Here is a 19,166-nt window from a genome sequence, read left to right as displayed (position 1 = left end):
GCGATGCTGAAGGATCAGGACCGGATCTTTACCAACATCTACGGGATGCATGAGCGTACGCTTAAGGGCGCGCAAGCTCGCGGGCATTGGGATGGTACGGCTGGATTGATCGAAAAGGGCCGTGACTGGATTATTCAGACGATGAAGGATTCCGGTTTGCGAGGGCGCGGTGGCGCGGGTTTCCCGACCGGTTTGAAGTGGTCCTTCATGCCCAAGGAAAGCGATGGTCGCCCGGCCTATCTGGTTGTGAACGCGGACGAATCCGAGCCAGGCACCTGCAAGGACCGTGAGATCATGCGCCACGATCCGCACACGCTGATCGAAGGCTGCCTGATCGCATCCTTCGCGATGAATGCACATACCTGCTACATCTACCTGCGCGGCGAATACATTCGCGAGCGTGAGGCTCTGCAGGCCGCGATTGACGAGGCTTACGACGCCGGGCTGTTGGGCAAGAACGCCGCTGGTTCGGGCTGGGATTTCGATCTGTTCCTGCATCACGGGGCCGGGGCCTATATCTGCGGCGAGGAAACGGCTCTGCTGGAAAGCCTTGAGGGCAAAAAGGGCATGCCGCGGATGAAACCTCCGTTCCCGGCGGGCGCTGGCCTTTACGGGTGTCCGACCACGGTGAACAATGTGGAATCCATCGCCGTGGTGCCCACCATCCTGCGCCGGGGCGCGGATTGGTTTGCGGGCTTTGGCCGTCAGAACAACGCAGGCACCAAGCTGTTTGCGATCTCGGGCCATGTAAACACCCCCTGCGTCGTCGAAGAGGCGATGTCGATTTCTTTTGAGGAACTGATCGAAACCCATTGCGGCGGCATTCGCGGCGGTTGGGACAATCTGTTGGCGGTAATCCCGGGTGGCTCATCGGTTCCTTGCGTGCGCGGTGAGAACATGCGCGATGCGATCATGGATTTCGACCACCTGCGCAACGATCTGGGCTCGGGCCTTGGAACGGCGGCGGTGATCGTGATGGACAAATCCACAGACATCATCAAGGCGATCTGGCGCCTTTCGAAATTCTACAAACACGAAAGCTGCGGGCAGTGTACGCCCTGTCGCGAAGGCACGGGCTGGATGATGCGCGTGATGGACCGTCTGGTGCGCGGCGAGGCCGAGCTGGAAGAGATCGACATGCTGTTTGACGTGACCAAACAGGTCGAAGGCCACACGATCTGCGCCCTTGGTGATGCAGCGGCCTGGCCGATCCAGGGCTTGATCCGCAACTTCCGCGACGAAATCGAAGATCGCATCAAGGCCCAGAAATCGGGCCGTTCAAGCGCGATAGCAGCGGAGTAAGAAATATGGACCTATTTGCAGATTACTCTCATGCTGTTGCTTCGGTTGTGATTTTCACACTGGTCGTGTTGTTGTTGTCGCCCCTCACGGCGATGGCGAAACAAAGCAAAGGGTTGGCACCAGGTGCGACGCCTGATCAGGACTATGCCGACCGGGCCTATCGCCTGAACCGGGCCTATCTGAACGGAACAGAAACGCTGCCTGCTTTCGTCGCGGTAACAATTGCCGCGATTTTGCTGGGGGTGAGCCCGTTTTGGGTGAACCTGTTGGCTTCGGTCGCTCTGGTTGCGCGGTTGGCGATGCTGGTTGTCCATATTCGCGGAACTGGTAAGCCAAATTCGGGCATCCGTTCGATCTTTTATGTGCTGAGCTGGGCCTGCATGTTTGTGATTGGGGTCATGGCTTTGGCGGCGGCGTTTTGATGAGGAGCAAGGATAAAGTGAACTGGTCGACGGTTGGGCGCATTCGTTCAGGTACCTGCGTTGTTATTGCAGCCTTAGCGCTTGTGTCGGCCTGTGGTACGATCACAAAGTCAAGTGATCGGGTTCAGTTCGAAGGCAATTTCTTTCGTGCCAAGGCCAAACCTGTAGACAAGAAGAAGGCCCCGACTGATTTTACCGTTGTCGTGAACGGCGTCTCCCAGTCCTTGAACGGCGCGCGTGAAGCCGGGCGCTATGAGGGCACGAAGTACTGTATCGAGCAATTCGGCTCCTCCCGTATCGAATGGAAGGTCGGGCCTGATACCGAACCGGATCAGCTTCAGATCAGCGACGACAAGCTTTCTTTTGCAGGAACATGCCAGCGACCATGATCTGTGTTTTTGCATATCAGCGCATGATTAGGGGTTTGCTATCGCATAGCAGACCGTCAGGCCTTTGTTTTGGGGAACCCAAAACAAAAGGAAAGAACATGTCTGTAGCAAAATCCTTAGGTCTGGCCGTTCTGTTGACATTACCAATCGCAGCCGAAGCCAAACCTCCCCTGCGCGATGTTCATGAGATCGACAACGAGCTGTACTATATCGCCATCGCAAATGAGATTTCTGAATATTGCCCTTCGATCAGCGGTCGACGTCTCAAGGCGATCAATGTGATGTGGGGGCTGCGGTCCAAAGCCCACAAATTAGGATATTCCGACAAGGAAATCCGCGCCTATGTGGAATCGGACTCGGAAAAAGACCGGATGCGTGCCAAGGGCGAGGCCTATCTGGCGCAAAACGGAGTGTCTTATGACACACCGAACTCATTTTGCGCACTGGGGCAGTCCGAAATTCAAAGAAACAGCGCCATCGGCGTCTATCTGAGGGCGAATTGACGATGCGTTTCAGGGCAGTGCAAAAAACTCTTCTCGGCGGATTGCTTCTGCTTGTTGTGGCGGGATGTCAGACCACCGCCAGCGAGTCGCCTGAGGTGGCGGCCGCACGTGCGCCGTTCCGCACCGAAATGCCGGAAAACCTGTACAATGTTGCCTTCGCCAATGCGATGGCCGAACAAATCTCAATCGGATGCCCTTCATTGTCGATGAACCGGCCACAGATCGCGAACAGCATGAAAGCGGTGGCTGACGATCTTGAAGCCGAAGGGTATCAGGAAAGCGACTTTAAATATCTTGAACAAAATCTGCCTCGGAAACGGATTCAGGACGATGCAATCCGGTACATCCAAAGCAACGGGATCGTCATCGGTGTGCCGGAAACCATGTGTTCGGCGGGCCGACGCGAGATCGCCAAAGGCTCTGCCATTGGCACATTCCTGAAAGGGTAACGTCACAATGTCTGACCTCCGCAAGATCAATATCGACGGCCAAGAAATCGAAGTCGATGGCGCGATGACCCTGATCCAGGCTTGTGAACAAGCCGGGGTCGAGGTGCCGCGCTTTTGCTATCACGAGCGTCTGTCAATTGCCGGGAACTGCCGCATGTGCCTGGTCGAGGTTGTCGGCGGACCGCCGAAACCTGCGGCCTCTTGTGCGATGCAGGTGCGCGATCTGCGCCCCGGTCCGGAAGGGCAGCCACCGATGGTCAAGACCAACTCGCCGATGGTCAAGAAGGCGCGCGAAGGGGTGATGGAGTTCCTGCTGATCAACCACCCTCTGGACTGTCCGATCTGTGACCAAGGCGGCGAGTGCGACCTGCAAGATCAGGCCATGGCCTATGGCGTATCGGGTTCGCGCTTCAAGGAAGCGAAGCGGGCGGTGGATGATTTGGATCTGGGGCCGCTGGTCGGCACCGCGATGACACGTTGCATCAGCTGCACCCGCTGTGTGCGCTTCACGACCGAGGTCGCCGGGATCACCCAGATGGGTCAGACCGGGCGCGGGGAAGATGCCGAAATCACCTCTTATCTGAACCAGACGCTGGAATCGAACCTTCAGGGCAATATCATCGATCTTTGCCCGGTTGGGGCACTGACCTCGAAGCCTTATGCCTTTACGGCCCGTCCTTGGGAGCTGACCAAGACCGAGAGTATCGACGTAATGGACGCTCTGGGCTCGAACATTCGCGTGGACACCAAGGGCCGAGAAGTAATGCGCTTTTTGCCGCGCAACCATGATGGCGTGAACGAGGAATGGATCAGTGACAAGACGCGGTTCGTCTGGGATGGTCTGCGCCGTCAGCGTCTGGATACGCCTTATATCCGTGAAAACGGCAAGCTGCGGCCTGCGTCCTGGCCCGAGGCGCTGACCAAGGCGGCTGAGGCGCTCAAGGGGGCTGACAAACCTGCCGGTATCATCGGAGACCTGGCCCCGGTTGAGGCCGTATTCGCCTTGAAACAGCTGATCGAAGGGCAGGGTGGCGTTGTCGAATGCCGCACCGATGGGACCAAACTGCCTGCGGGCAATCGCGGTGCCTATGCCGGAACGGCCAAGATTGAAGATATCGACACCGCTGAACGCATTCTGCTGATTGGCACGAACCCTCGCGATGAAGCCCCGGTTCTGAACGCCCGTATCCGCAAGGCCTGGGCGCATGGGGCCGATGTGGCGCTGGTCGGCTCGGCTGTTGATCTGACCTATGAATATCACCATGTGGGCGATGATCGCGCGGCGTTGCAAAAAGTTGCCGACATGGGCGGCGATGACCAGATTAGGGCCAAGCGCTCTTTGGTCATTGTCGGGCAGGGCGCGCTGCAAGAAGCGGATGGCGCCGCTGTTTTGGCCGCAGCGCAAGCCATTGCCGCGAATACGGAAAGCGGTTTGATCGTTCTACACACCGCAGCCGCGCGCGTTGGTGCGATGGATGTGGATGCCACCAATGAAGGCGGCATGGAGGCGATCAGCGCGGCGGATGTCATCTATAACCTCGGTGCGGATGAAGTTGAAATCGGCGACGGTGCTTTTGTGATCTACCAAGGCAGCCACGGCGACCGGGGCGCGCATCGTGCCGATGTGATCCTGCCGGGCGCGGCCTATACCGAAGAAAACGGTCTGTTCGTGAACACCGAAGGCCGCCCACAACTGGCGATGCGCGCCGGGTTCGCACCGGGCGACGCCAAGGAGAACTGGGCCATCCTGCGGGCCCTTTCCGCAGAATTGGGCGCAACGCTGCCCTACGACTCACTGGCGCAACTGCGCACGGCCTTGATCGAAGCGGTCCCACATCTGGCCCGCATCGACGAGGTGATCGAAAACGAGGTGCAGCCGCTGGAAGCCGGTGCATTGGGCGACGCGACATTCCGCAATGCGGTCAAGGATTTCTACCTGACCAACCCGATTGCCCGCGCCTCGCAACTGATGGCCGAGCTTTCGGCGCAGGCCAAAGCCTTAAAAACCGACAGGATCGCCGCAGAATGATCCGAACCGCTGACATATCCCCGACGACCCACGGTGTGAGGACCAATGGCTGACTTCTTTAACACCCCAAGCGGCATCGCCCTGATCATCCTGGCCCAAGTGCTTGCGGTTGTGGCCTTTGTGATGATCTCGCTGTTGTTCCTTGTGTACGGCGACCGCAAGATTTGGGCCGCCGTCCAAATGCGCCGAGGCCCTAACGTAGTAGGGGCTTATGGCCTGCTGCAAACGGTGGCGGATGCGCTGAAATATGTGGTGAAAGAGGTCGTGATCCCGGCGGGGGCGGATCGAACGGTATTCATCCTTGCACCACTCACGTCCTTTGTGCTGGCCATGATCGCCTGGGCGGTGATCCCGTTCAACGATGGCTGGGTCCTGTCGGATATCAACGTCGCCATTCTGTATGTTTTCGCCGTCTCCTCGTTAGAGGTTTATGGCGTGATCATGGGTGGTTGGGCGTCGAACTCAAAGTATCCGTTCCTTGGCTCACTCCGCTCTGCCGCGCAGATGATTTCTTATGAAGTTTCAATTGGCCTGATCATTATCGGCATCATCATCTCAACCGGGTCAATGAACTTTGGCGATATCGTCCGTGCGCAAGATGGTTCCTTCGGCTTCTTCAGCTGGTATTGGCTGCCGCATTTCCCGATGGTCTTCCTGTTCTTCATCTCGGCGCTGGCCGAAACCAACCGCCCGCCGTTCGACTTGCCCGAGGCGGAGTCGGAACTGGTTGCAGGCTATCAGGTCGAATACTCGGCCACGCCCTTCCTGCTGTTCATGGCCGGAGAATACATCGCCATCTTCCTGATGTGCGCCCTGACCACGCTGCTGTTTTTTGGCGGCTGGCTGTCGCCGATCCCGGGCCTGCCCGATGGCGTGCTGTGGATGATCGCCAAGATGGCGTTCTTCTTCTTCCTTTTCGCGATGGTCAAAGCGATCACGCCGCGCTACCGCTATGACCAGCTGATGCGGCTGGGCTGGAAAGTTTTCCTGCCCTTCTCGTTGGTCTGGGTGGTGTTCGTGGCCTTTGCGGCGAAATTCGACTGGTTCTGGGGCGCGTTTGCCCGTTGGAGCGTAGGAGGCTGATATGACACAAATCGACTACACCCGCGCCGCCAAATACTTTCTGCTGCAAGACTTCTGGGTCGGCTTCAAGCTGGGCATGAAGTACTTCTTCGCCCCCAAGGCCACCGTGAACTACCCGCACGAAAAGGGCCCTCTGTCCCCGCGCTTCCGGGGGGAGCACGCGCTGCGCCGCTATCCAAATGGGGAAGAACGCTGCATCGCCTGCAAACTGTGCGAGGCGATTTGCCCGGCGCAGGCCATCACCATTGATGCCGAACCGCGCGAGGATGGCTCCCGCCGCACCACGCGCTATGACATCGACATGACCAAATGCATCTATTGCGGCTTCTGCCAAGAGGCCTGCCCGGTCGATGCCATCGTCGAAGGCCCGAATTTTGAATTCGCCACGGAAACCCGCGAAGAACTGTTCTACGACAAGGAAAAACTGCTGGACAACGGCGAACGCTGGGAAGCCGAGATTGCCCGCAATCTGGAAATGGACGCGCCATACCGATGACATTGACTGATCCACAGACCAGCACCTACGCTCGCGGAAAGGCGTTGTCCGAACAGGTCAATCCCGGCATGGAGGACGCTCTGCGCGCCCGCTATGATGCGCTGGTACCGGGCCTTTCGCGCACTGTTGTGGATGTGGCCTATGGCCAATTCTATGATCGCGGAGTGGTAGACGAAAAGACCCGATTGTTGGCTACTATCGCAGCGCTGACTACACTTGGCGGGCAGACCCGACCGCAGCTCAAGGTCAATATCGCTAGCGCGCGCGCCGTGGGCGCGTCGCGCGAGGAGATCAGCGAGATTATCTTTCAGATGACACTCTACGGTGGATTTCCGGCGATGATCAATGCAATGAACGCAGCGATTGAGGTGTTTGAGGCGGAAGAGGCGACAGATGACTGACGCTCCGACAAATCCGTTCGAGCTGATGATGAAGCAGGCTCAGGACATGGCCAAGGCGATGAACCCGGCGATGGAAAGCTTCTCGCCCAAAGGGTTCGAGGCGCTGTGGCCGACCATGCCGAAAGAGGTCATGGAGATGATGTTCGGCAACACCGTCAACAAAGACGGGCTGGATGCCAAGACCCGCCTGCTGCTGACGCTGGCCGGGCTGACCTGTCAGGGAGCGCAGGCGGATGCGGCGGTGCGCCAGACTGTGCGGCATGCGCTTGAGGCGGGTGCCAAGAAACAAGAGATCGTGGAAACGATCGGCCAGATGTCGGTCTTTGCCGGCATCCCGGCCATGACCCGCGCGCTGGATCTGGCGCAAGAGGTCATGGGCGATAACGAGGATGAGGATCAATGACCGTCTTTGCCTTCTATCTGTTTGCCATCAGCGCCATCACCGGCGGGCTGTTCACAGTGATCAGCCGCCAGCCAGTGCATTCTGTGCTGTGGCTGATCCTGTCGTTCCTGTCCTCGGCGGGGCTGTTCGTGCTGCTGGGGGCCGAATTTGTGGCGATGCTGCTGATCATCGTCTACGTGGGCGCGGTCGCGGTGCTGTTCCTGTTTGTGGTGATGATGTTGGACGTGGACTTTGCCGAGCTCAAGGCCGAGATGGCGCGCTATATGCCGCTGGCCTTGCTGATCGGTCTGGTCATCCTGATGCAGTTCGTCATGGCCTTTGGCGCATGGGACAGCGCGCAGGGCGCGGCGGCCAATCTGGCGCAGCCGGTGCCAGTGGACCGCCATAATACCGAGGCGCTGGGTGTCATCCTTTATGATCAATACTTCCTTCTGTTCCAACTGGCGGGCCTGATCCTGCTGGTGGCCATGATCGGCGCCATCGTTCTGACGCTGCGCCACCGCAAGGACATCAAGCGTCAAGACATCATTGGCCAGATGATGCGCGACCCGGCCAAGGCGATGGAGTTGAAGGACGTAAAACCGGGGCAGGGGTTGTGAACCGCGCTTTGCAAATAGTCGCAACGCTAGCGCCAATGCTGTGGTCGGTGGGTCCAGCTTTGGCGGAGGATTGCAACGTTATTGTCTGTGAAATGGCCCCCAAACCTTTTGGGCATGTCGATAAGAGGATTAGTGTTTCGACAGACTGTTCGTTCAAGAACGCTGGTGATGAATGGGGTCACTTCTTGGAGGCTAACTCTGCTGTCGACATAGGAGGCGGTCGGGTTGGTCAGCGTTGGATATCAAGCGGTTGTGGTACTTACGAAAGTGTAGTCATTACCGACTGTAATTCGAAAGTGGTCGTCGAAGTCAGTGGAGTATGTCCGGCAAACACAAACAATCACCCTGGGATCGATCTTAAGGGAAAATCGACGTCGGCAGATTTGTTGTTTCCTCCATACGGAAATCTAAAATTGACCTCCAAGTCTACGATTCCTGAAATCCAAGAATTGGCAAACAAAAACGGATACGGGATTTCGACCAACCGGCTGGAGCTAATAGGTAGCATGAAAAAGCGAAATCAGATGGACGCTTTTTGCGGCTGCGAACTCTACTACCCCGACTCGCCAGGAGCGAAGCTATGATCGGACTTGAACACTATCTTACGGTCGCGGCGACGCTGTTCGTCATCGGCATCTTCGGTCTCTTCCTGAACCGCAAGAACGTCATCATCCTGCTGATGAGCATCGAACTGATGCTGCTGGCGGTGAATATCAACCTCGTGGCGTTTTCCAGCTTCCTCGGCGATCTGGTCGGGCAGGTGTTCACGCTATTCGTGCTGACCGTTGCGGCGGCCGAGGCGGCGATTGGTCTGGCCATTCTGGTCTGTTTCTTCCGCAACCGCGGCACCATCGCGGTTGAAGACGTCAATATGATGAAGGGCTAAGAGAACTATGGAAACCACCATCCTCTTTGCCCCGCTGGTGGGTGCGCTGCTCTGCGGGTTCGGCTGGAAGTTCATTGGCGAGAAAGCCGCCATGTGGACCGCCACGGGCCTGCTGTTTCTGGCCTGTCTGCTCTCGTGGATTGTTTTCCTGACCTTCGACGGCCAGACCCAACAGATCGAAATCCTGCGCTGGATCGAGAGCGGCTCGCTGTCGACAAGCTGGGCGATCCGTCTGGACCGGCTGACCGCGATCATGCTGATCGTGGTGACGACCGTATCGGCGCTCGTGCATCTGTATTCCTTCGGTTACATGGATCACGATCCGCAATGGCGTGAGGGCGAGAGCTACAAGCCGCGTTTCTTTGCCTATCTCTCCTTCTTCACCTTCGCGATGCTGATGCTGGTGACAGCCGATAACCTCGTGCAGATGTTCTTTGGTTGGGAGGGCGTGGGCGTCGCCTCGTATCTGCTGATCGGTTTTTATTACCGCAAGTCCAGCGCCAATGCGGCGGCCATGAAGGCGTTTATCGTCAACCGGGTGGGAGATTTCGGCTTTGCGCTGGGGATCTTCGCGATCTTCTTCCTGACCGACAGTATCAATTTCTCGGACGTTTTCGCCTCGGCCCCGACACTGGCCGAAACGCAACTGACCTTCCTCTGGGGTGAATGGAACGCGATTGAGGTGATCTGCGTGCTGCTGTTCATCGGCGCGATGGGCAAGTCGGCGCAGTTGATCCTCCACACCTGGTTGCCGGACGCAATGGAAGGCCCGACCCCTGTATCGGCCCTGATCCACGCCGCAACCATGGTCACAGCTGGCGTCTTCCTGGTCTGCCGCATGTCGCCGCTGATGGAGTTCGCACCGGGTGCAACTGCGTTCATCACTTTCCTCGGGGCCTCGACCGCGTTTTTTGCGGCGACCGTGGGATTGGTTCAGACTGATATCAAACGCGTCATCGCCTATTCGACCTGTTCGCAGCTGGGTTACATGTTCGTGGCCGCAGGCGTCGGCATGTACTCGGCGGCGATGTTCCACCTGCTGACGCATGCGTTCTTCAAGGCGCTGTTGTTCCTTGGCGCGGGTTCTGTGATCCACGCAATGCATCATGAGCAAGAGATGACGGAATACGGTGGTCTGCGGAAGAAGATCCCCTATACATTCTGGGCGATGATGATCGGCACGCTGGCCATCACCGGTGTTGGTATTCCGCTAACGACCTTTGGTTTCGCCGGGTTCTTGTCAAAAGACGCCATCATCGAAAGCGCCTTTGCTGGCGGCACAGGATACGCATTCTGGATGCTGGTGATCGCGGCGGTCTTCACCTCGTTCTACAGCTGGCGTCTGATCTTCCTGACCTTCTACGGCGCACCGCGTGGGGACAAACATACGCATGATCATGCGCATGAAAGCCCGATGGTCATGCTGGTGCCTCTGGGCGTTCTGTCGCTGGGCGCGGTTTTTGCCGGGATGCTCTGGTATAACAACTTCTTCGGCCACACCGATAAGGTGGGCAAGTTCTACGGCATTCCGGTGGCTGAGGCCTCAGCGCATGGCGACGCCCACGCAGATGAGGGTCACGCCGACGATGCACATGCTGACGACTCACATGGCGACGATGCGGGTCATGGCAAGAAAGATGATCATGGTGACCATCACTATGTGTTTGCGGGTGAGCCGGGTGAGGGTGCGTTGTACATCGCGCCCGACAACACGGTGCTGGACGATGCCCATGCAGTTCCGAAATGGGTCAAGGTCTCGCCCTTCGTGGCGATGCTGCTGGGCTTTGTCGTGGCCTATTGGTTCTACATCGTGAACACCACGCTGCCAGCCCGACTGGCCGCAAACCAGCGCCCGCTGTACCTGTTCCTGTTGAACAAATGGTACTTTGACGAAATCTACAACGCGATCTTCGTCAAACCCACCATCGCCATTGGCCGCTTCCTGTGGAGGCGCGGCGACGGCAACACAATCGATGGCTTCCTGAACGGAGTAGCAATGGGTGTTGTTCCCTTCTTCACCCGCCTCGCAGGCAAAGCGCAGACCGGGTATATCTTTACCTATGCCTTCTGGATGGTGCTGGGCATCGCGGCCCTTGTGACCTGGATGTCGATCGGCGGAGGGCAGCAGTAATGGACAATATCCTTTCCATCGTTACCTTCATCCCGGCGATTGCAGCTGGCATTCTGGCGCTGTTTCTGCATGGCGATGATGCGGCGGCACAACGGAATGCCAAGTGGATCGCCCTACTCGCGACGACCGTAACCTTCCTTGTATCCATTGGCATCTACACCGGCTTTGATCCCTCGAATACCGGCTTCCAGATGGTGGAAGAGGGTGAATGGCTGATGGGCCTGAAATACAAGATGGGTGTCGACGGGATCAGCGTTCTGTTCGTTCTGCTGACCACCTTCATCATGCCGTTGACCATTCTGGCCAGTTGGAACGTGACCGACCGCGTCAAGGAATACATGGTCGCATTCCTGCTGCTGGAAACGCTGATGCTGGGCGTGTTCATGGCGCTGGATCTGGTGCTGTTCTACCTGTTCTTCGAGGCTGGCCTGATCCCGATGTTCCTGATCATTGGCATCTGGGGCGGTGCGAACCGGGTCTACGCCAGCTTCAAGTTCTTCCTTTACACCTTCCTCGGCTCGGTGCTGATGCTGGTGGCGATGGTTGCCATGTACGCAGACGCAGGCACCACGGATATCGAGGCGCTGATGACCCATCAGTTCTCGTCCGATGGGTTCAGTGTGCTGGGTGTCTATATCGTCGGCGGTATGCAGACGCTGATGTTCCTGGCGTTCTTCGCCTCCTTCGCGGTGAAGATGCCGATGTGGCCGGTGCACACATGGTTGCCGGATGCACACGTGCAGGCCCCGACAGCGGGCTCGGTCGTTCTGGCGGCGATCCTATTGAAGATGGGCGGCTATGGCTTCCTGCGGTTCAGCCTGCCGATGTTCCCGATTGGATCGGCTGTGATGACCGATCTGGTGCTCTGGATGTCAGCCATCGCGGTTGTTTACACCTCGCTTGTGGCGCTGGTGCAGGAGGATATGAAGAAGCTGATCGCCTATTCTTCGGTCGCGCATATGGGCTTTGTGACCATGGGCATCTTTGCGGCGAACCAGCAGGGTATCGATGGCGCGATCTTCCAGATGCTCAGCCACGGGTTCATCTCGGCCGCGCTCTTCCTGTGTGTTGGCGTGATCTATGACCGGATGCATACCCGTGACATCGAGGCTTACGGGGGCTTGGTCATCCGCATGCCCGCCTATGCGCTGGTGTTCATGCTGTTCACCATGGCGAATGTGGGCTTGCCGGGCACGTCCGGGTTCATCGGAGAATTCCTGACCCTAATGGGTGCCTTCCAGGTCAACACCTGGGTGACCGCAGTGGCGGCGACCGGCGTGATCTTCTCGGCCGGTTATGCGCTGTGGCTCTACCGTAGGGTCGTGTTTGGTGATCTTATCAAGGAAAGCCTGAAGGCGATGACCGACATGAGTTCGCGCGAGCGGTTGATCTTTGCTCCGCTGATCATCATGACCATCCTGTTGGGCGTCTACCCATCGCTGGTGACCGATGTGATCGGGCAATCCACCGCCGCGCTGATTTCGAACTATGACACGGCTCTGGCCGCGGCAGAGGCCGCGACCCAGTCGGCCGCCTCGCATTAAGGGAGCTTTGGAGACATGATCCAGGCTGATCTGACAATAATCCTGCCGGAAATTGTTCTGGCCGTGTATGCGATGGCTGCTTTGATCGGGGCCGTCTACACCACCAAAGACGGGCTGGCTCCGGTTCTGGTCTGGACAACAGCGGGCCTGATGGCGCTGCTGTCCTTCTGGATTGCCACCAATGGGGACGGTACGAATGTCGCCTTCAACGGCATGTTCATCGACGATGGGTTCTCGCGCTTTGCCAAGGTTGCGATCCTGCTCTCTGCCGCTGCTGTTCTGGTCATGAGCCAGGACTACATGGCCCGCCGCGACCTGCTGCGGTTCGAATACCCATTGCTGGTCGCATTGGCCGCTGTTGGCATGATGATGATGGTCAGCGCAGGCGATCTGATGTCGCTGTATATGGGTTTGGAGCTGCAGTCTCTGGCGCTCTACGTCGTAGCCGCACTGCGCCGCGACAGTGCGAAGTCAACCGAGGCAGGTTTGAAATACTTCGTTCTGGGCGCGCTCAGCTCAGGCCTTCTGCTGTATGGTGCGTCGCTGGTTTACGGTTTCACCGGAACAACCTTGTTCTCGGGCATCATCGGAACCGTACAGGCCGGAGAGGTCTCAATCGGTTTGCTGTTCGGTCTGATCTTCCTGATCTCGGGGCTGGCCTTCAAAGTCTCTGCCGTGCCGTTCCATATGTGGACCCCCGATGTGTACGAGGGCTCTCCGACCCCGATCACCGCCTTCTTCGCCACCGCGCCCAAAGTGGCCGCCATGGCACTGTTCGCGCGCCTGTTGCATGATGCCTTTGGCGGCATTGTGAAGGATTGGCAGCAGGTGATCGTGCTGCTGTCCGTTCTGTCGATGCTGTTGGGTGCAGTCGCGGCCATAGGTCAGCGCGACATCAAACGTCTGATGGCGTTTTCGTCGATCGCCCATATGGGCTATGCGCTGATCGGTCTGGCCGCAGGGACTGAGCTGGGCATCAAGGCTATGCTGATGTATCTGGCCATCTACGTGACCATGAATATCGGCACTTTTGCTTTCATCCTAATGATGGAGCGGGACGGAAAACCGGTCACAGATATTGATGCTCTGCGCCAGTATTCCAAACGCGAGCCCGGCAAGGCACTGGCGGTTTTGATCCTGATGTTCAGCCTTGCGGGCGTGCCGCCGATGCTGGGCTTCTTCGCCAAATTCGGTGTTTGGCAAGCGGGTGTCAGCGCGGGTCTGACCGGTTTGGTTATCGTTTCGGCGATCGCCTCGGTCATCGGGGCGTTTTATTATCTGAGGATCGTGTTCTACATGTATTTTGGCGAGGAAAACGAAGAACCGATTGAGACGCATTCGACGCCTGTTCTATGGGTGGCGCTGATGGGCTCGGCCGCTTTGATGCTGGTGGGCGTGTTCTACCAGTTCGGGGTTGAGGGTGCAGCGGCTGCCGCTGCGGCGACGCTTGTCAACTGATCCGCTCCGCTTAAGCGTGAAAGGGCTCGGTCGCATGATCGGGCCTTTTTGACATGAGCAGTTGGCCAGATGGATATGGCCTGCACATTGTGCAGGAGGTCGACAGTACCCTGAACGAGGCGGCCCGTCTGGCGCCGCAAGCTCAGGGGCCTGTTTGGATCATGGCGCATCACCAAACCGCCGCGCGCGGTAGGCGGGGTCGGGCTTGGACGCACCCAAAAGGTAATCTGGCGACGACGCTGCTGATGAGCCCTGGTGGTGAACCCGAACAGGCCGCATTGCGAAGCTTTGTGGCCGCGTTGGCGCTGTTTGATGCCTGTGTTGCGGTTACTGGTCGTGCGGCCGGCCTGGCATTGAAATGGCCCAATGACGTGTTGCTGAACGGGGGCAAACTGGCCGGTATCCTGCTGGAAAGCACAGGGCAGGGGCGCTGTGTCGAGCATCTGTCGATTGGGATTGGCGTAAACCTTGTGGATGCTCCGGGTGCGGATATGGTCGAGCCCGGCGCGGTGCGCCCCGTCTCGCTTTTGTCCGAGACCGGAGCGCAGGTTTCGCCCGAAGATTTCCTGACCGAACTTGCCGCCGCATTTGCGCGTTTTGAGGCGCAATTTATGTCCTATGGGTTCGAGCCCATCCGCACCGCATGGCTGTCCCGCGCGGCCCGCCTGGGTGAGGTCATCACGGCCCGTACCGCGACGTCCGAAACCGTGGGCACCTTTGAAACGGTAGACGCGGGGGGCAACCTTGTCCTAAACACCGCGAAAGGCCGCGTCAGCATTCCCGCGGCGGACGTGTTTTTCTGAAGGGGGCTCAGATGCTTCTGGCCATCGACTGCGGTAATACGAACACTGTGTTCTCAATCTGGGACGGCGAGAAATTCCTGTGCACGCTGCGTACCTCGACCCATCATTCGCGTACCGCTGACGCCTATTTTACCTGGTATTCGACGCTGGTGAAACATTATGGCATCGAGGCCGAGATCAGCGATGTGATCATCGCCTCGACTGTGCCGCGTGTTGTCTTCAACCTGCGTATCTTTGCGGATCGGTTCTTTGGCTGTCGTCCGCTGGTTGTTGGCAAACCCGATTGCTTGTTACCGGTGCCGCCGCGTATTGACGAAGGTACGGTCCCGGGGCCGGACCGCCTGGCCAATGCCGTTGGTGCGTTTGACCGCCATGGCGGCAATGTTGTTGTCGTGGATTTCGGCACGGCCACCAATTTCGATGTTGTGGCCGCTGACGGCGCCTATGTTGGGGGCATCATTGCACCGGGTGTGAACCTCAGCCTTGAGGCCCTGCACCAGGGCGCTGCAGCCCTGCCGCATATCGATATCACGCGCCCGGACAAGGTGATTGGTACGAATACGGTTGGCTGTATCCAATCGGGCGTGTATTGGGGATACTCCGGTCTGATCGAGGGGCTGATCGCCCGTATCAAGACCGAATACGGAATGCCGATGAAAGTCGTTGGAACCGGAGGGCTGGCGCCCTTGTTCGATCAGGCCGACGTGGGGTTCGACGCAATCGAAGATGATCTGACGATGCACGGCCTGACGGTGGTCCATCGCTATAATAAGGAAAATGGCTCGACATGAGCAGCGAAAGATTGATCTACCTGCCGTTGGGTGGGGCCGGCGAAATTGGCATGAACGCCTATGTGTATGGCTATGGCGAGCCGGGCAAGGAACACCTGATCCTGGTCGATCTGGGTGTGACCTTTCCGGATATGGACACCACACCGGGGGTGGACTTGATCCATGCCGATATCTCGTGGTTGCGGGACCGCGCCGACCGGCTTGAGGCCGTGTTCGTGACCCATGCGCATGAAGATCACGTAGGGGCCGTTGCGCATTGCTATAAGGCGCTGGGGGCGCCGATCTATGCGCGCGCTTTCACCGCCAATATCGCCCGTCGCAAGATGGAGGAGCACGGCCACCCCGAGGACGCCGTGCACACGGCTTCGGCCTGGCCTGAGCAAGTGTCGGTTGGCCCCTTCACGGTTGGGTTCCTGCCTGTCTCTCATTCGATCCCCGAAAGCGCTGCACTGGTGATCGATACACCTGCGGGTCGGATCGTGCATTCGGGCGATTTCAAACTGGATGCGAACCCGGTGGTCGGCGAGCCTTTTGATCCGGACCTGTGGGCCGAAGTCGCCAAATCGGGCGTGAAGGCGCTGGTTTGTGACAGCACCAATGTGTTTTCAACCCATGCCGGGCGCTCGGAATCCGAGGTCGGACCCGAGATCACCAAGCTGGTCGAAAGCGCCGAAAGCATGGTGGTCGCAACCACCTTTGCGTCGAACGTGGCGCGGGTGAAGACGCTGGCCGAGGCGGGGCAGAGGGCCGGGCGTTCGGTTGTTTTGCTGGGCCGCGCCATGCGTCGGATGATCGAAGCGGCGACAGAAACCGGCATTCTGTCGGACTTTCCCAAAGTGATCAGCGCCGAAGAAGCGGTGGACCTGCCGCGCCAGAATCTGATGCTGATCGTGACCGGCAGTCAGGGCGAACGCCGCGCCGCCAGTGCGCAGCTGGCACGTGGCAAGTATCGCGGGATCGAGTTGAAAAAGGGCGATTTGTTCCTGTTTTCGTCCAAGACCATCCCCGGCAATGAGCGTGGCGTGATTTTCATCATGAACCAGCTCAGCGAAAAGGGCGTTGATGTGATGGACGACAGCTCGGGGCTCTATCACGTCTCGGGCCACGCCAACCGGCCTGATCTTGAGAAGGTGCATGCGTTGGTTGATCCACAATTCGTAGTTCCAATGCATGGGGAACACCGCCATCTACGCGAACATGCGAAGTTGGCCGAAGCTGGCGGGCGGACAGGCGTTCTGGCGGTAAACGGAACCATGCTGGACCTGACGGGCAATGCACCAAAGGTCGTGGACTATATTGAGACTGGACGCACCTATCTGGATGGCACCGTCAAAATCGGGGCGCTGGATGGGATCGTGCGTGATCGTATCCGGATGGCGTTGAACGGCCATGTGACAGTGACCGTCATACTGGATGAAGAGGACGAACCGCTGGGTGAGCCCTGGTGCGACACGATGGGTCTGCCTGAGATTGGAACATCACGCGCGGCGCTAGTCGAGGTGCTGGAAGAAGACCTGAACCAGTTCCTGATGCGGGCCGAGGCCGGGACATTGCGAGATGACGATAAGCTAGAAGAGGCGATGCGTCGGATCGTGCGCCAGACAGCAAAAACCGAGATCGGCAAAAAGCCCGAAGTAACCGTTGTGATCAGCCGAATGAAGTAAGACGGGCGTCAGTCGACATCTGGCATTGGAACGCCTCTCAGACGGAAAAACAGGCTCGCCTCGTCATTGTTGCTGTAGAATGGCACAGATGCTGGCGGGCTGGGGTCCGCGACACGGGTTTCGATTTCGGCTAACACAACCTCGGTGATGAAGGGCAGGTCCAGATCGCGGGCGCGGTTCAGTTTGACCCATTGCAGATGCGACAGCTCATCGGAGGCACGGCTAAAATCGTCCAGATCTCCTTGGATCTGATCCGCATCCACCAGAAAGAACCGCGCATCGAACCTGCGGGGCCGACCCGGTGGGGTGACTGCGCGAAACACAAACTGCAATGCATTGGCCGATGGCAGGAAACCTGACCGGGCAAAGCCGGACCAGTCTGCTGGGATCTCTCCTTGCCATTTGCCGGGTCGACCAAGGATCAGCCCGGTTTCTTCCCACAACTCACGGATCGCTGCGGCGGCCAGTGCCGATTGCATGTCAGGTTCGGAATGCTCGGCCAGGCGATCATGGCAGAGGGCGGGTAGAGCATCTGAAAGCGGGATGTCGGCATCCGCCGGATCAACCGCACCACCTGGAAACACGAACTTGTTCGGCATGAACACCGCATTCTTGCCGCGCTGCCCCATCAGGATCGACGGATCAGACAGCCTGTCGCGCAACACGATGACCGTTGCGGCGTCTCGTATCGCGGTCTTGTCGATGCTCATGCGTGGGTGGTTCCGGCGGAGGGAGGCATCAGGCCTTTTCAAACCCGTTCATACGACGGGCCCATTGATAGGCCACAACAGCCCCTTTCAGCCGGGGCAACAGGTACAAGGACAGCGCCACACAAGCGATCGAGAGGCTGATCGCCATGGTCCAGGGATCCGGCCGCCAATGCACATACGAGACATGCAGAACAGGTGCCAGCAGGTGACCAACCAGAAGAATCGTCAGATAGGCCGGGCCGTCATCGGCGCGGTGATGAAACAGCTCTTGCCCGCAGTTTTCGCAGTGGTCATTCACTTTCAGATAGCTGTGCAGCAGCTTGCCTTCACCGCATTTGGGGCACTTGCAGCGAAACCCTTTGACCAGCGCGGGCCAAGTCTCGCGCTCATCTGCGGTTTCGGTCGATTTGTCGATTGTTTGGTCCATAGCAATACTCACGCGTTCGCCTTTTGCAGATATTGCGCCCGAATGGTGCGAGTTAAAAGGGGGGTGCGTCGCTTTGCGTCGATGCGCTTTTTTTCGGATCGGACACAAAAAAATCTGATCGAAGCGACGGAAATACCTGCGGGGGACGTTTGAATAGGTATGAGCAGCGGCAATGAGGCCGCGTCAACAAGGGGAAAGACCTATGAAAAACTCAAAATTCATCTCTGGGATTGTTCTCGCGGCGGTCGCGATCACCGGTACATCAACCCTGGCGGCAGGCCCCAAGGATCGTCAGCCGCCCTCGTTTCAGGAACTGGATGCAAACGGGGACGGTCAGATCACCAAGGATGAAATGACGGCCCATCGCAACGCACGGTTTGCAACCGCTGATACCGATGGCGATGGTCAACTGAGCGTCGATGAAATGCAGGCCGCAGCGCAGCAAAAAGCCAGCGACCGGGTTGCCAAGATGTTCGAAAAGCATGATGCGAACGGGGATGGTTTTCTGAGCGATGATGAGTTGCCGAAACCGCGCCGGGCTGACAAGATGTTTGACCGGATCGACGCCGATGACAGCGGCAGCATTTCGGAACAGGAATTTGCCGATGCAAAAGACAAAATGGGCCGACATCACAAGAAGCGCCAGAAAGCGGACGCCGACGATAGCTGATGCGGG

22 protein-coding genes are annotated in these 19,166 nt (G+C 58.2%); 20 read left to right on the top strand and 2 right to left on the bottom strand.

The features are described from left to right. Nucleotides 1-3 precede the first annotated feature (3 nt). From nuoF to AC2FGE_RS11050, 19 genes are all read left to right on the top strand, one after another. Nucleotides 4-1,302 (top strand): NADH-quinone oxidoreductase subunit NuoF, encoded by a 1,299-nt coding sequence (nuoF, locus tag AC2FGE_RS11140; RefSeq protein WP_496819295.1) that lies wholly within the window; start codon nucleotides 4-6, stop codon nucleotides 1,300-1,302. Nucleotides 1,303-1,307: 5 nt separating this feature from the next. Beyond that, a complete protein-coding gene (locus tag AC2FGE_RS11135) occupies nucleotides 1,308-1,724 on the top strand; it encodes an MAPEG family protein (protein ID WP_496819294.1) in 417 nt (138 codons plus the stop codon). After that, nucleotides 1,724-2,113: a hypothetical protein gene (locus tag AC2FGE_RS11130; protein WP_496819293.1), complete on the top strand. Its 390-nt coding sequence runs from the start codon at nucleotides 1,724-1,726 to the stop codon at nucleotides 2,111-2,113. The genes AC2FGE_RS11135 and AC2FGE_RS11130 overlap by 1 nt, the downstream gene beginning before the upstream one ends. A 98-nt stretch (nucleotides 2,114-2,211) precedes the next feature. After that, nucleotides 2,212-2,616 carry a DUF5333 domain-containing protein gene (locus tag AC2FGE_RS11125; protein WP_480827639.1) on the top strand — a complete coding sequence of 135 codons (405 nt, stop codon included), beginning with the start codon at nucleotides 2,212-2,214 and terminating at the stop codon, nucleotides 2,614-2,616. Nucleotides 2,617-2,633: 17 nt separating this feature from the next. Further along, a complete protein-coding gene (locus tag AC2FGE_RS11120; RefSeq protein WP_496819292.1) occupies nucleotides 2,634-3,065 on the top strand; it encodes a DUF5333 family protein in 432 nt (143 codons plus the stop codon). A 7-nt stretch (nucleotides 3,066-3,072) separates the two neighbouring features. Continuing rightward, nucleotides 3,073-5,094 carry an NADH-quinone oxidoreductase subunit NuoG gene (nuoG, locus tag AC2FGE_RS11115; protein ID WP_496819291.1) on the top strand — a complete coding sequence of 674 codons (2,022 nt, stop codon included), beginning with the start codon at nucleotides 3,073-3,075 and terminating at the stop codon, nucleotides 5,092-5,094. A gap of 45 nt (nucleotides 5,095-5,139) precedes the next feature. Continuing rightward, nucleotides 5,140-6,177: an NADH-quinone oxidoreductase subunit NuoH gene (gene nuoH, locus AC2FGE_RS11110; protein ID WP_496819290.1), complete on the top strand. Its 1,038-nt coding sequence runs from the start codon at nucleotides 5,140-5,142 to the stop codon at nucleotides 6,175-6,177. Between the two features lies 1 nt (nucleotide 6,178). Further along, nucleotides 6,179-6,673, top strand: a complete 495-nt coding sequence (nuoI, locus tag AC2FGE_RS11105; protein ID WP_353008116.1) for an NADH-quinone oxidoreductase subunit NuoI — start codon at nucleotides 6,179-6,181, stop codon at nucleotides 6,671-6,673. Then, a complete protein-coding gene (locus AC2FGE_RS11100) occupies nucleotides 6,670-7,074 on the top strand; it encodes a carboxymuconolactone decarboxylase family protein (RefSeq protein ID WP_496819289.1) in 405 nt (134 codons plus the stop codon). Before nuoI ends, AC2FGE_RS11100 begins: the two co-directional genes overlap by 4 nt. Next, nucleotides 7,067-7,477 (top strand): carboxymuconolactone decarboxylase family protein, encoded by a 411-nt coding sequence (locus AC2FGE_RS11095; protein WP_496819288.1) that lies wholly within the window; start codon nucleotides 7,067-7,069, stop codon nucleotides 7,475-7,477. The genes AC2FGE_RS11100 and AC2FGE_RS11095 overlap by 8 nt, the downstream gene beginning before the upstream one ends. Next, on the top strand, nucleotides 7,474-8,076 hold the full coding sequence (locus AC2FGE_RS11090) for an NADH-quinone oxidoreductase subunit J (RefSeq protein WP_085821135.1): 603 nt from the start codon (nucleotides 7,474-7,476) through the stop codon (nucleotides 8,074-8,076). The genes AC2FGE_RS11095 and AC2FGE_RS11090 overlap by 4 nt, the downstream gene beginning before the upstream one ends. A 35-nt stretch (nucleotides 8,077-8,111) precedes the next feature. Beyond that, nucleotides 8,112-8,660: a hypothetical protein gene (locus tag AC2FGE_RS11085; protein ID WP_496819287.1), complete on the top strand. Its 549-nt coding sequence runs from the start codon at nucleotides 8,112-8,114 to the stop codon at nucleotides 8,658-8,660. Next, entirely contained in the window at nucleotides 8,657-8,962 is a 306-nt protein-coding gene (gene nuoK / locus AC2FGE_RS11080) for an NADH-quinone oxidoreductase subunit NuoK (protein WP_005984024.1), read from the top strand. Before AC2FGE_RS11085 ends, nuoK begins: the two co-directional genes overlap by 4 nt. A gap of 7 nt (nucleotides 8,963-8,969) precedes the next feature. Continuing rightward, the gene (nuoL, locus tag AC2FGE_RS11075) at nucleotides 8,970-11,093 is read left to right on the top strand and encodes an NADH-quinone oxidoreductase subunit L (RefSeq protein WP_496819286.1); all 2,124 of its coding nucleotides are present in this window, start codon (nucleotides 8,970-8,972) and stop codon (nucleotides 11,091-11,093) included. Further along, nucleotides 11,093-12,637 (top strand): NADH-quinone oxidoreductase subunit M, encoded by a 1,545-nt coding sequence (locus tag AC2FGE_RS11070; protein ID WP_496819285.1) that lies wholly within the window; start codon nucleotides 11,093-11,095, stop codon nucleotides 12,635-12,637. The genes nuoL and AC2FGE_RS11070 overlap by 1 nt, the downstream gene beginning before the upstream one ends. Before the next feature lie 15 nt (nucleotides 12,638-12,652). Continuing rightward, nucleotides 12,653-14,095, top strand: a complete 1,443-nt coding sequence (gene nuoN, locus AC2FGE_RS11065) for an NADH-quinone oxidoreductase subunit NuoN (RefSeq protein WP_496819284.1) — start codon at nucleotides 12,653-12,655, stop codon at nucleotides 14,093-14,095. A gap of 53 nt (nucleotides 14,096-14,148) precedes the next feature. Continuing rightward, nucleotides 14,149-14,898 carry a biotin--[acetyl-CoA-carboxylase] ligase gene (locus AC2FGE_RS11060; RefSeq protein WP_496819283.1) on the top strand — a complete coding sequence of 250 codons (750 nt, stop codon included), beginning with the start codon at nucleotides 14,149-14,151 and terminating at the stop codon, nucleotides 14,896-14,898. An 11-nt stretch (nucleotides 14,899-14,909) separates the two neighbouring features. Continuing rightward, nucleotides 14,910-15,689 (top strand): type III pantothenate kinase, encoded by a 780-nt coding sequence (locus AC2FGE_RS11055; RefSeq protein WP_496819282.1) that lies wholly within the window; start codon nucleotides 14,910-14,912, stop codon nucleotides 15,687-15,689. Further along, nucleotides 15,686-17,353: a ribonuclease J gene (locus tag AC2FGE_RS11050; RefSeq protein WP_496819281.1), complete on the top strand. Its 1,668-nt coding sequence runs from the start codon at nucleotides 15,686-15,688 to the stop codon at nucleotides 17,351-17,353. Before AC2FGE_RS11055 ends, AC2FGE_RS11050 begins: the two co-directional genes overlap by 4 nt. An 8-nt stretch (nucleotides 17,354-17,361) precedes the next feature. On the opposite strand, the gene AC2FGE_RS11045 is transcribed toward AC2FGE_RS11050, so the two are convergent. Both AC2FGE_RS11045 and AC2FGE_RS11040 read right to left on the bottom strand, forming a co-directional pair. Next, the gene (locus AC2FGE_RS11045) at nucleotides 17,362-18,063 is read right to left on the bottom strand and encodes an NUDIX hydrolase (RefSeq protein ID WP_496819280.1); all 702 of its coding nucleotides are present in this window, start codon (nucleotides 18,061-18,063) and stop codon (nucleotides 17,362-17,364) included. Nucleotides 18,064-18,091: 28 nt separating this feature from the next. Then, entirely contained in the window at nucleotides 18,092-18,490 is a 399-nt protein-coding gene (locus AC2FGE_RS11040; protein ID WP_496819279.1) for a DUF983 domain-containing protein, read from the bottom strand. A gap of 202 nt (nucleotides 18,491-18,692) precedes the next feature. On the opposite strand from AC2FGE_RS11040, the gene AC2FGE_RS11035 reads away from it, so the two are divergent. Then, nucleotides 18,693-19,160, top strand: a complete 468-nt coding sequence (locus AC2FGE_RS11035; RefSeq protein ID WP_496819278.1) for an EF-hand domain-containing protein — start codon at nucleotides 18,693-18,695, stop codon at nucleotides 19,158-19,160. Nucleotides 19,161-19,166: the final 6 nt, after the last annotated feature.

The sequence above is a fragment of the Ruegeria sp. YTSA075 genome (assembly GCF_059610245.1).
The sequence above is the reverse complement of the archived record's forward strand: the minus strand, read 5'-3'. Positions and strand labels throughout refer to the sequence as shown.

What these genes read in the sequence shown, in the direction of transcription:
- AC2FGE_RS11050 (WP_496819281.1), top strand. Translation starts at nt 15,686, where the DNA reads ATGAGCAGCGAAAGATTGATCTACCTGCCGTTGGGTGGGGCCGGCGAA.
- AC2FGE_RS11040 (WP_496819279.1), bottom strand. Translation starts at nt 18,490, where the DNA reads ATGGACCAAACAATCGACAAATCGACCGAAACCGCAGATGAGCGCGAG.
- AC2FGE_RS11100 (WP_496819289.1), top strand. Translation starts at nt 6,670, where the DNA reads ATGACATTGACTGATCCACAGACCAGCACCTACGCTCGCGGAAAGGCG.
- AC2FGE_RS11085 (WP_496819287.1), top strand. Translation starts at nt 8,112, where the DNA reads ATGCTGTGGTCGGTGGGTCCAGCTTTGGCGGAGGATTGCAACGTTATT.
- AC2FGE_RS11055 (WP_496819282.1), top strand. Translation starts at nt 14,910, where the DNA reads ATGCTTCTGGCCATCGACTGCGGTAATACGAACACTGTGTTCTCAATC.
- AC2FGE_RS11130 (WP_496819293.1), top strand. Translation starts at nt 1,724, where the DNA reads ATGAGGAGCAAGGATAAAGTGAACTGGTCGACGGTTGGGCGCATTCGT.
- nuoL (WP_496819286.1), top strand. Translation starts at nt 8,970, where the DNA reads ATGGAAACCACCATCCTCTTTGCCCCGCTGGTGGGTGCGCTGCTCTGC.
- AC2FGE_RS11060 (WP_496819283.1), top strand. Translation starts at nt 14,149, where the DNA reads ATGAGCAGTTGGCCAGATGGATATGGCCTGCACATTGTGCAGGAGGTC.
- nuoF (WP_496819295.1), top strand. Translation starts at nt 4, where the DNA reads ATGCTGAAGGATCAGGACCGGATCTTTACCAACATCTACGGGATGCAT.
- AC2FGE_RS11035 (WP_496819278.1), top strand. Translation starts at nt 18,693, where the DNA reads ATGAAAAACTCAAAATTCATCTCTGGGATTGTTCTCGCGGCGGTCGCG.
- nuoG (WP_496819291.1), top strand. Translation starts at nt 3,073, where the DNA reads ATGTCTGACCTCCGCAAGATCAATATCGACGGCCAAGAAATCGAAGTC.
- AC2FGE_RS11045 (WP_496819280.1), bottom strand. Translation starts at nt 18,063, where the DNA reads ATGAGCATCGACAAGACCGCGATACGAGACGCCGCAACGGTCATCGTG.
- AC2FGE_RS11125 (WP_480827639.1), top strand. Translation starts at nt 2,212, where the DNA reads ATGTCTGTAGCAAAATCCTTAGGTCTGGCCGTTCTGTTGACATTACCA.
- nuoN (WP_496819284.1), top strand. Translation starts at nt 12,653, where the DNA reads ATGATCCAGGCTGATCTGACAATAATCCTGCCGGAAATTGTTCTGGCC.
- nuoK (WP_005984024.1), top strand. Translation starts at nt 8,657, where the DNA reads ATGATCGGACTTGAACACTATCTTACGGTCGCGGCGACGCTGTTCGTC.
- AC2FGE_RS11070 (WP_496819285.1), top strand. Translation starts at nt 11,093, where the DNA reads ATGGACAATATCCTTTCCATCGTTACCTTCATCCCGGCGATTGCAGCT.
- AC2FGE_RS11135 (WP_496819294.1), top strand. Translation starts at nt 1,308, where the DNA reads ATGGACCTATTTGCAGATTACTCTCATGCTGTTGCTTCGGTTGTGATT.
- AC2FGE_RS11090 (WP_085821135.1), top strand. Translation starts at nt 7,474, where the DNA reads ATGACCGTCTTTGCCTTCTATCTGTTTGCCATCAGCGCCATCACCGGC.
- nuoI (WP_353008116.1), top strand. Translation starts at nt 6,179, where the DNA reads ATGACACAAATCGACTACACCCGCGCCGCCAAATACTTTCTGCTGCAA.
- AC2FGE_RS11095 (WP_496819288.1), top strand. Translation starts at nt 7,067, where the DNA reads ATGACTGACGCTCCGACAAATCCGTTCGAGCTGATGATGAAGCAGGCT.
- nuoH (WP_496819290.1), top strand. Translation starts at nt 5,140, where the DNA reads ATGGCTGACTTCTTTAACACCCCAAGCGGCATCGCCCTGATCATCCTG.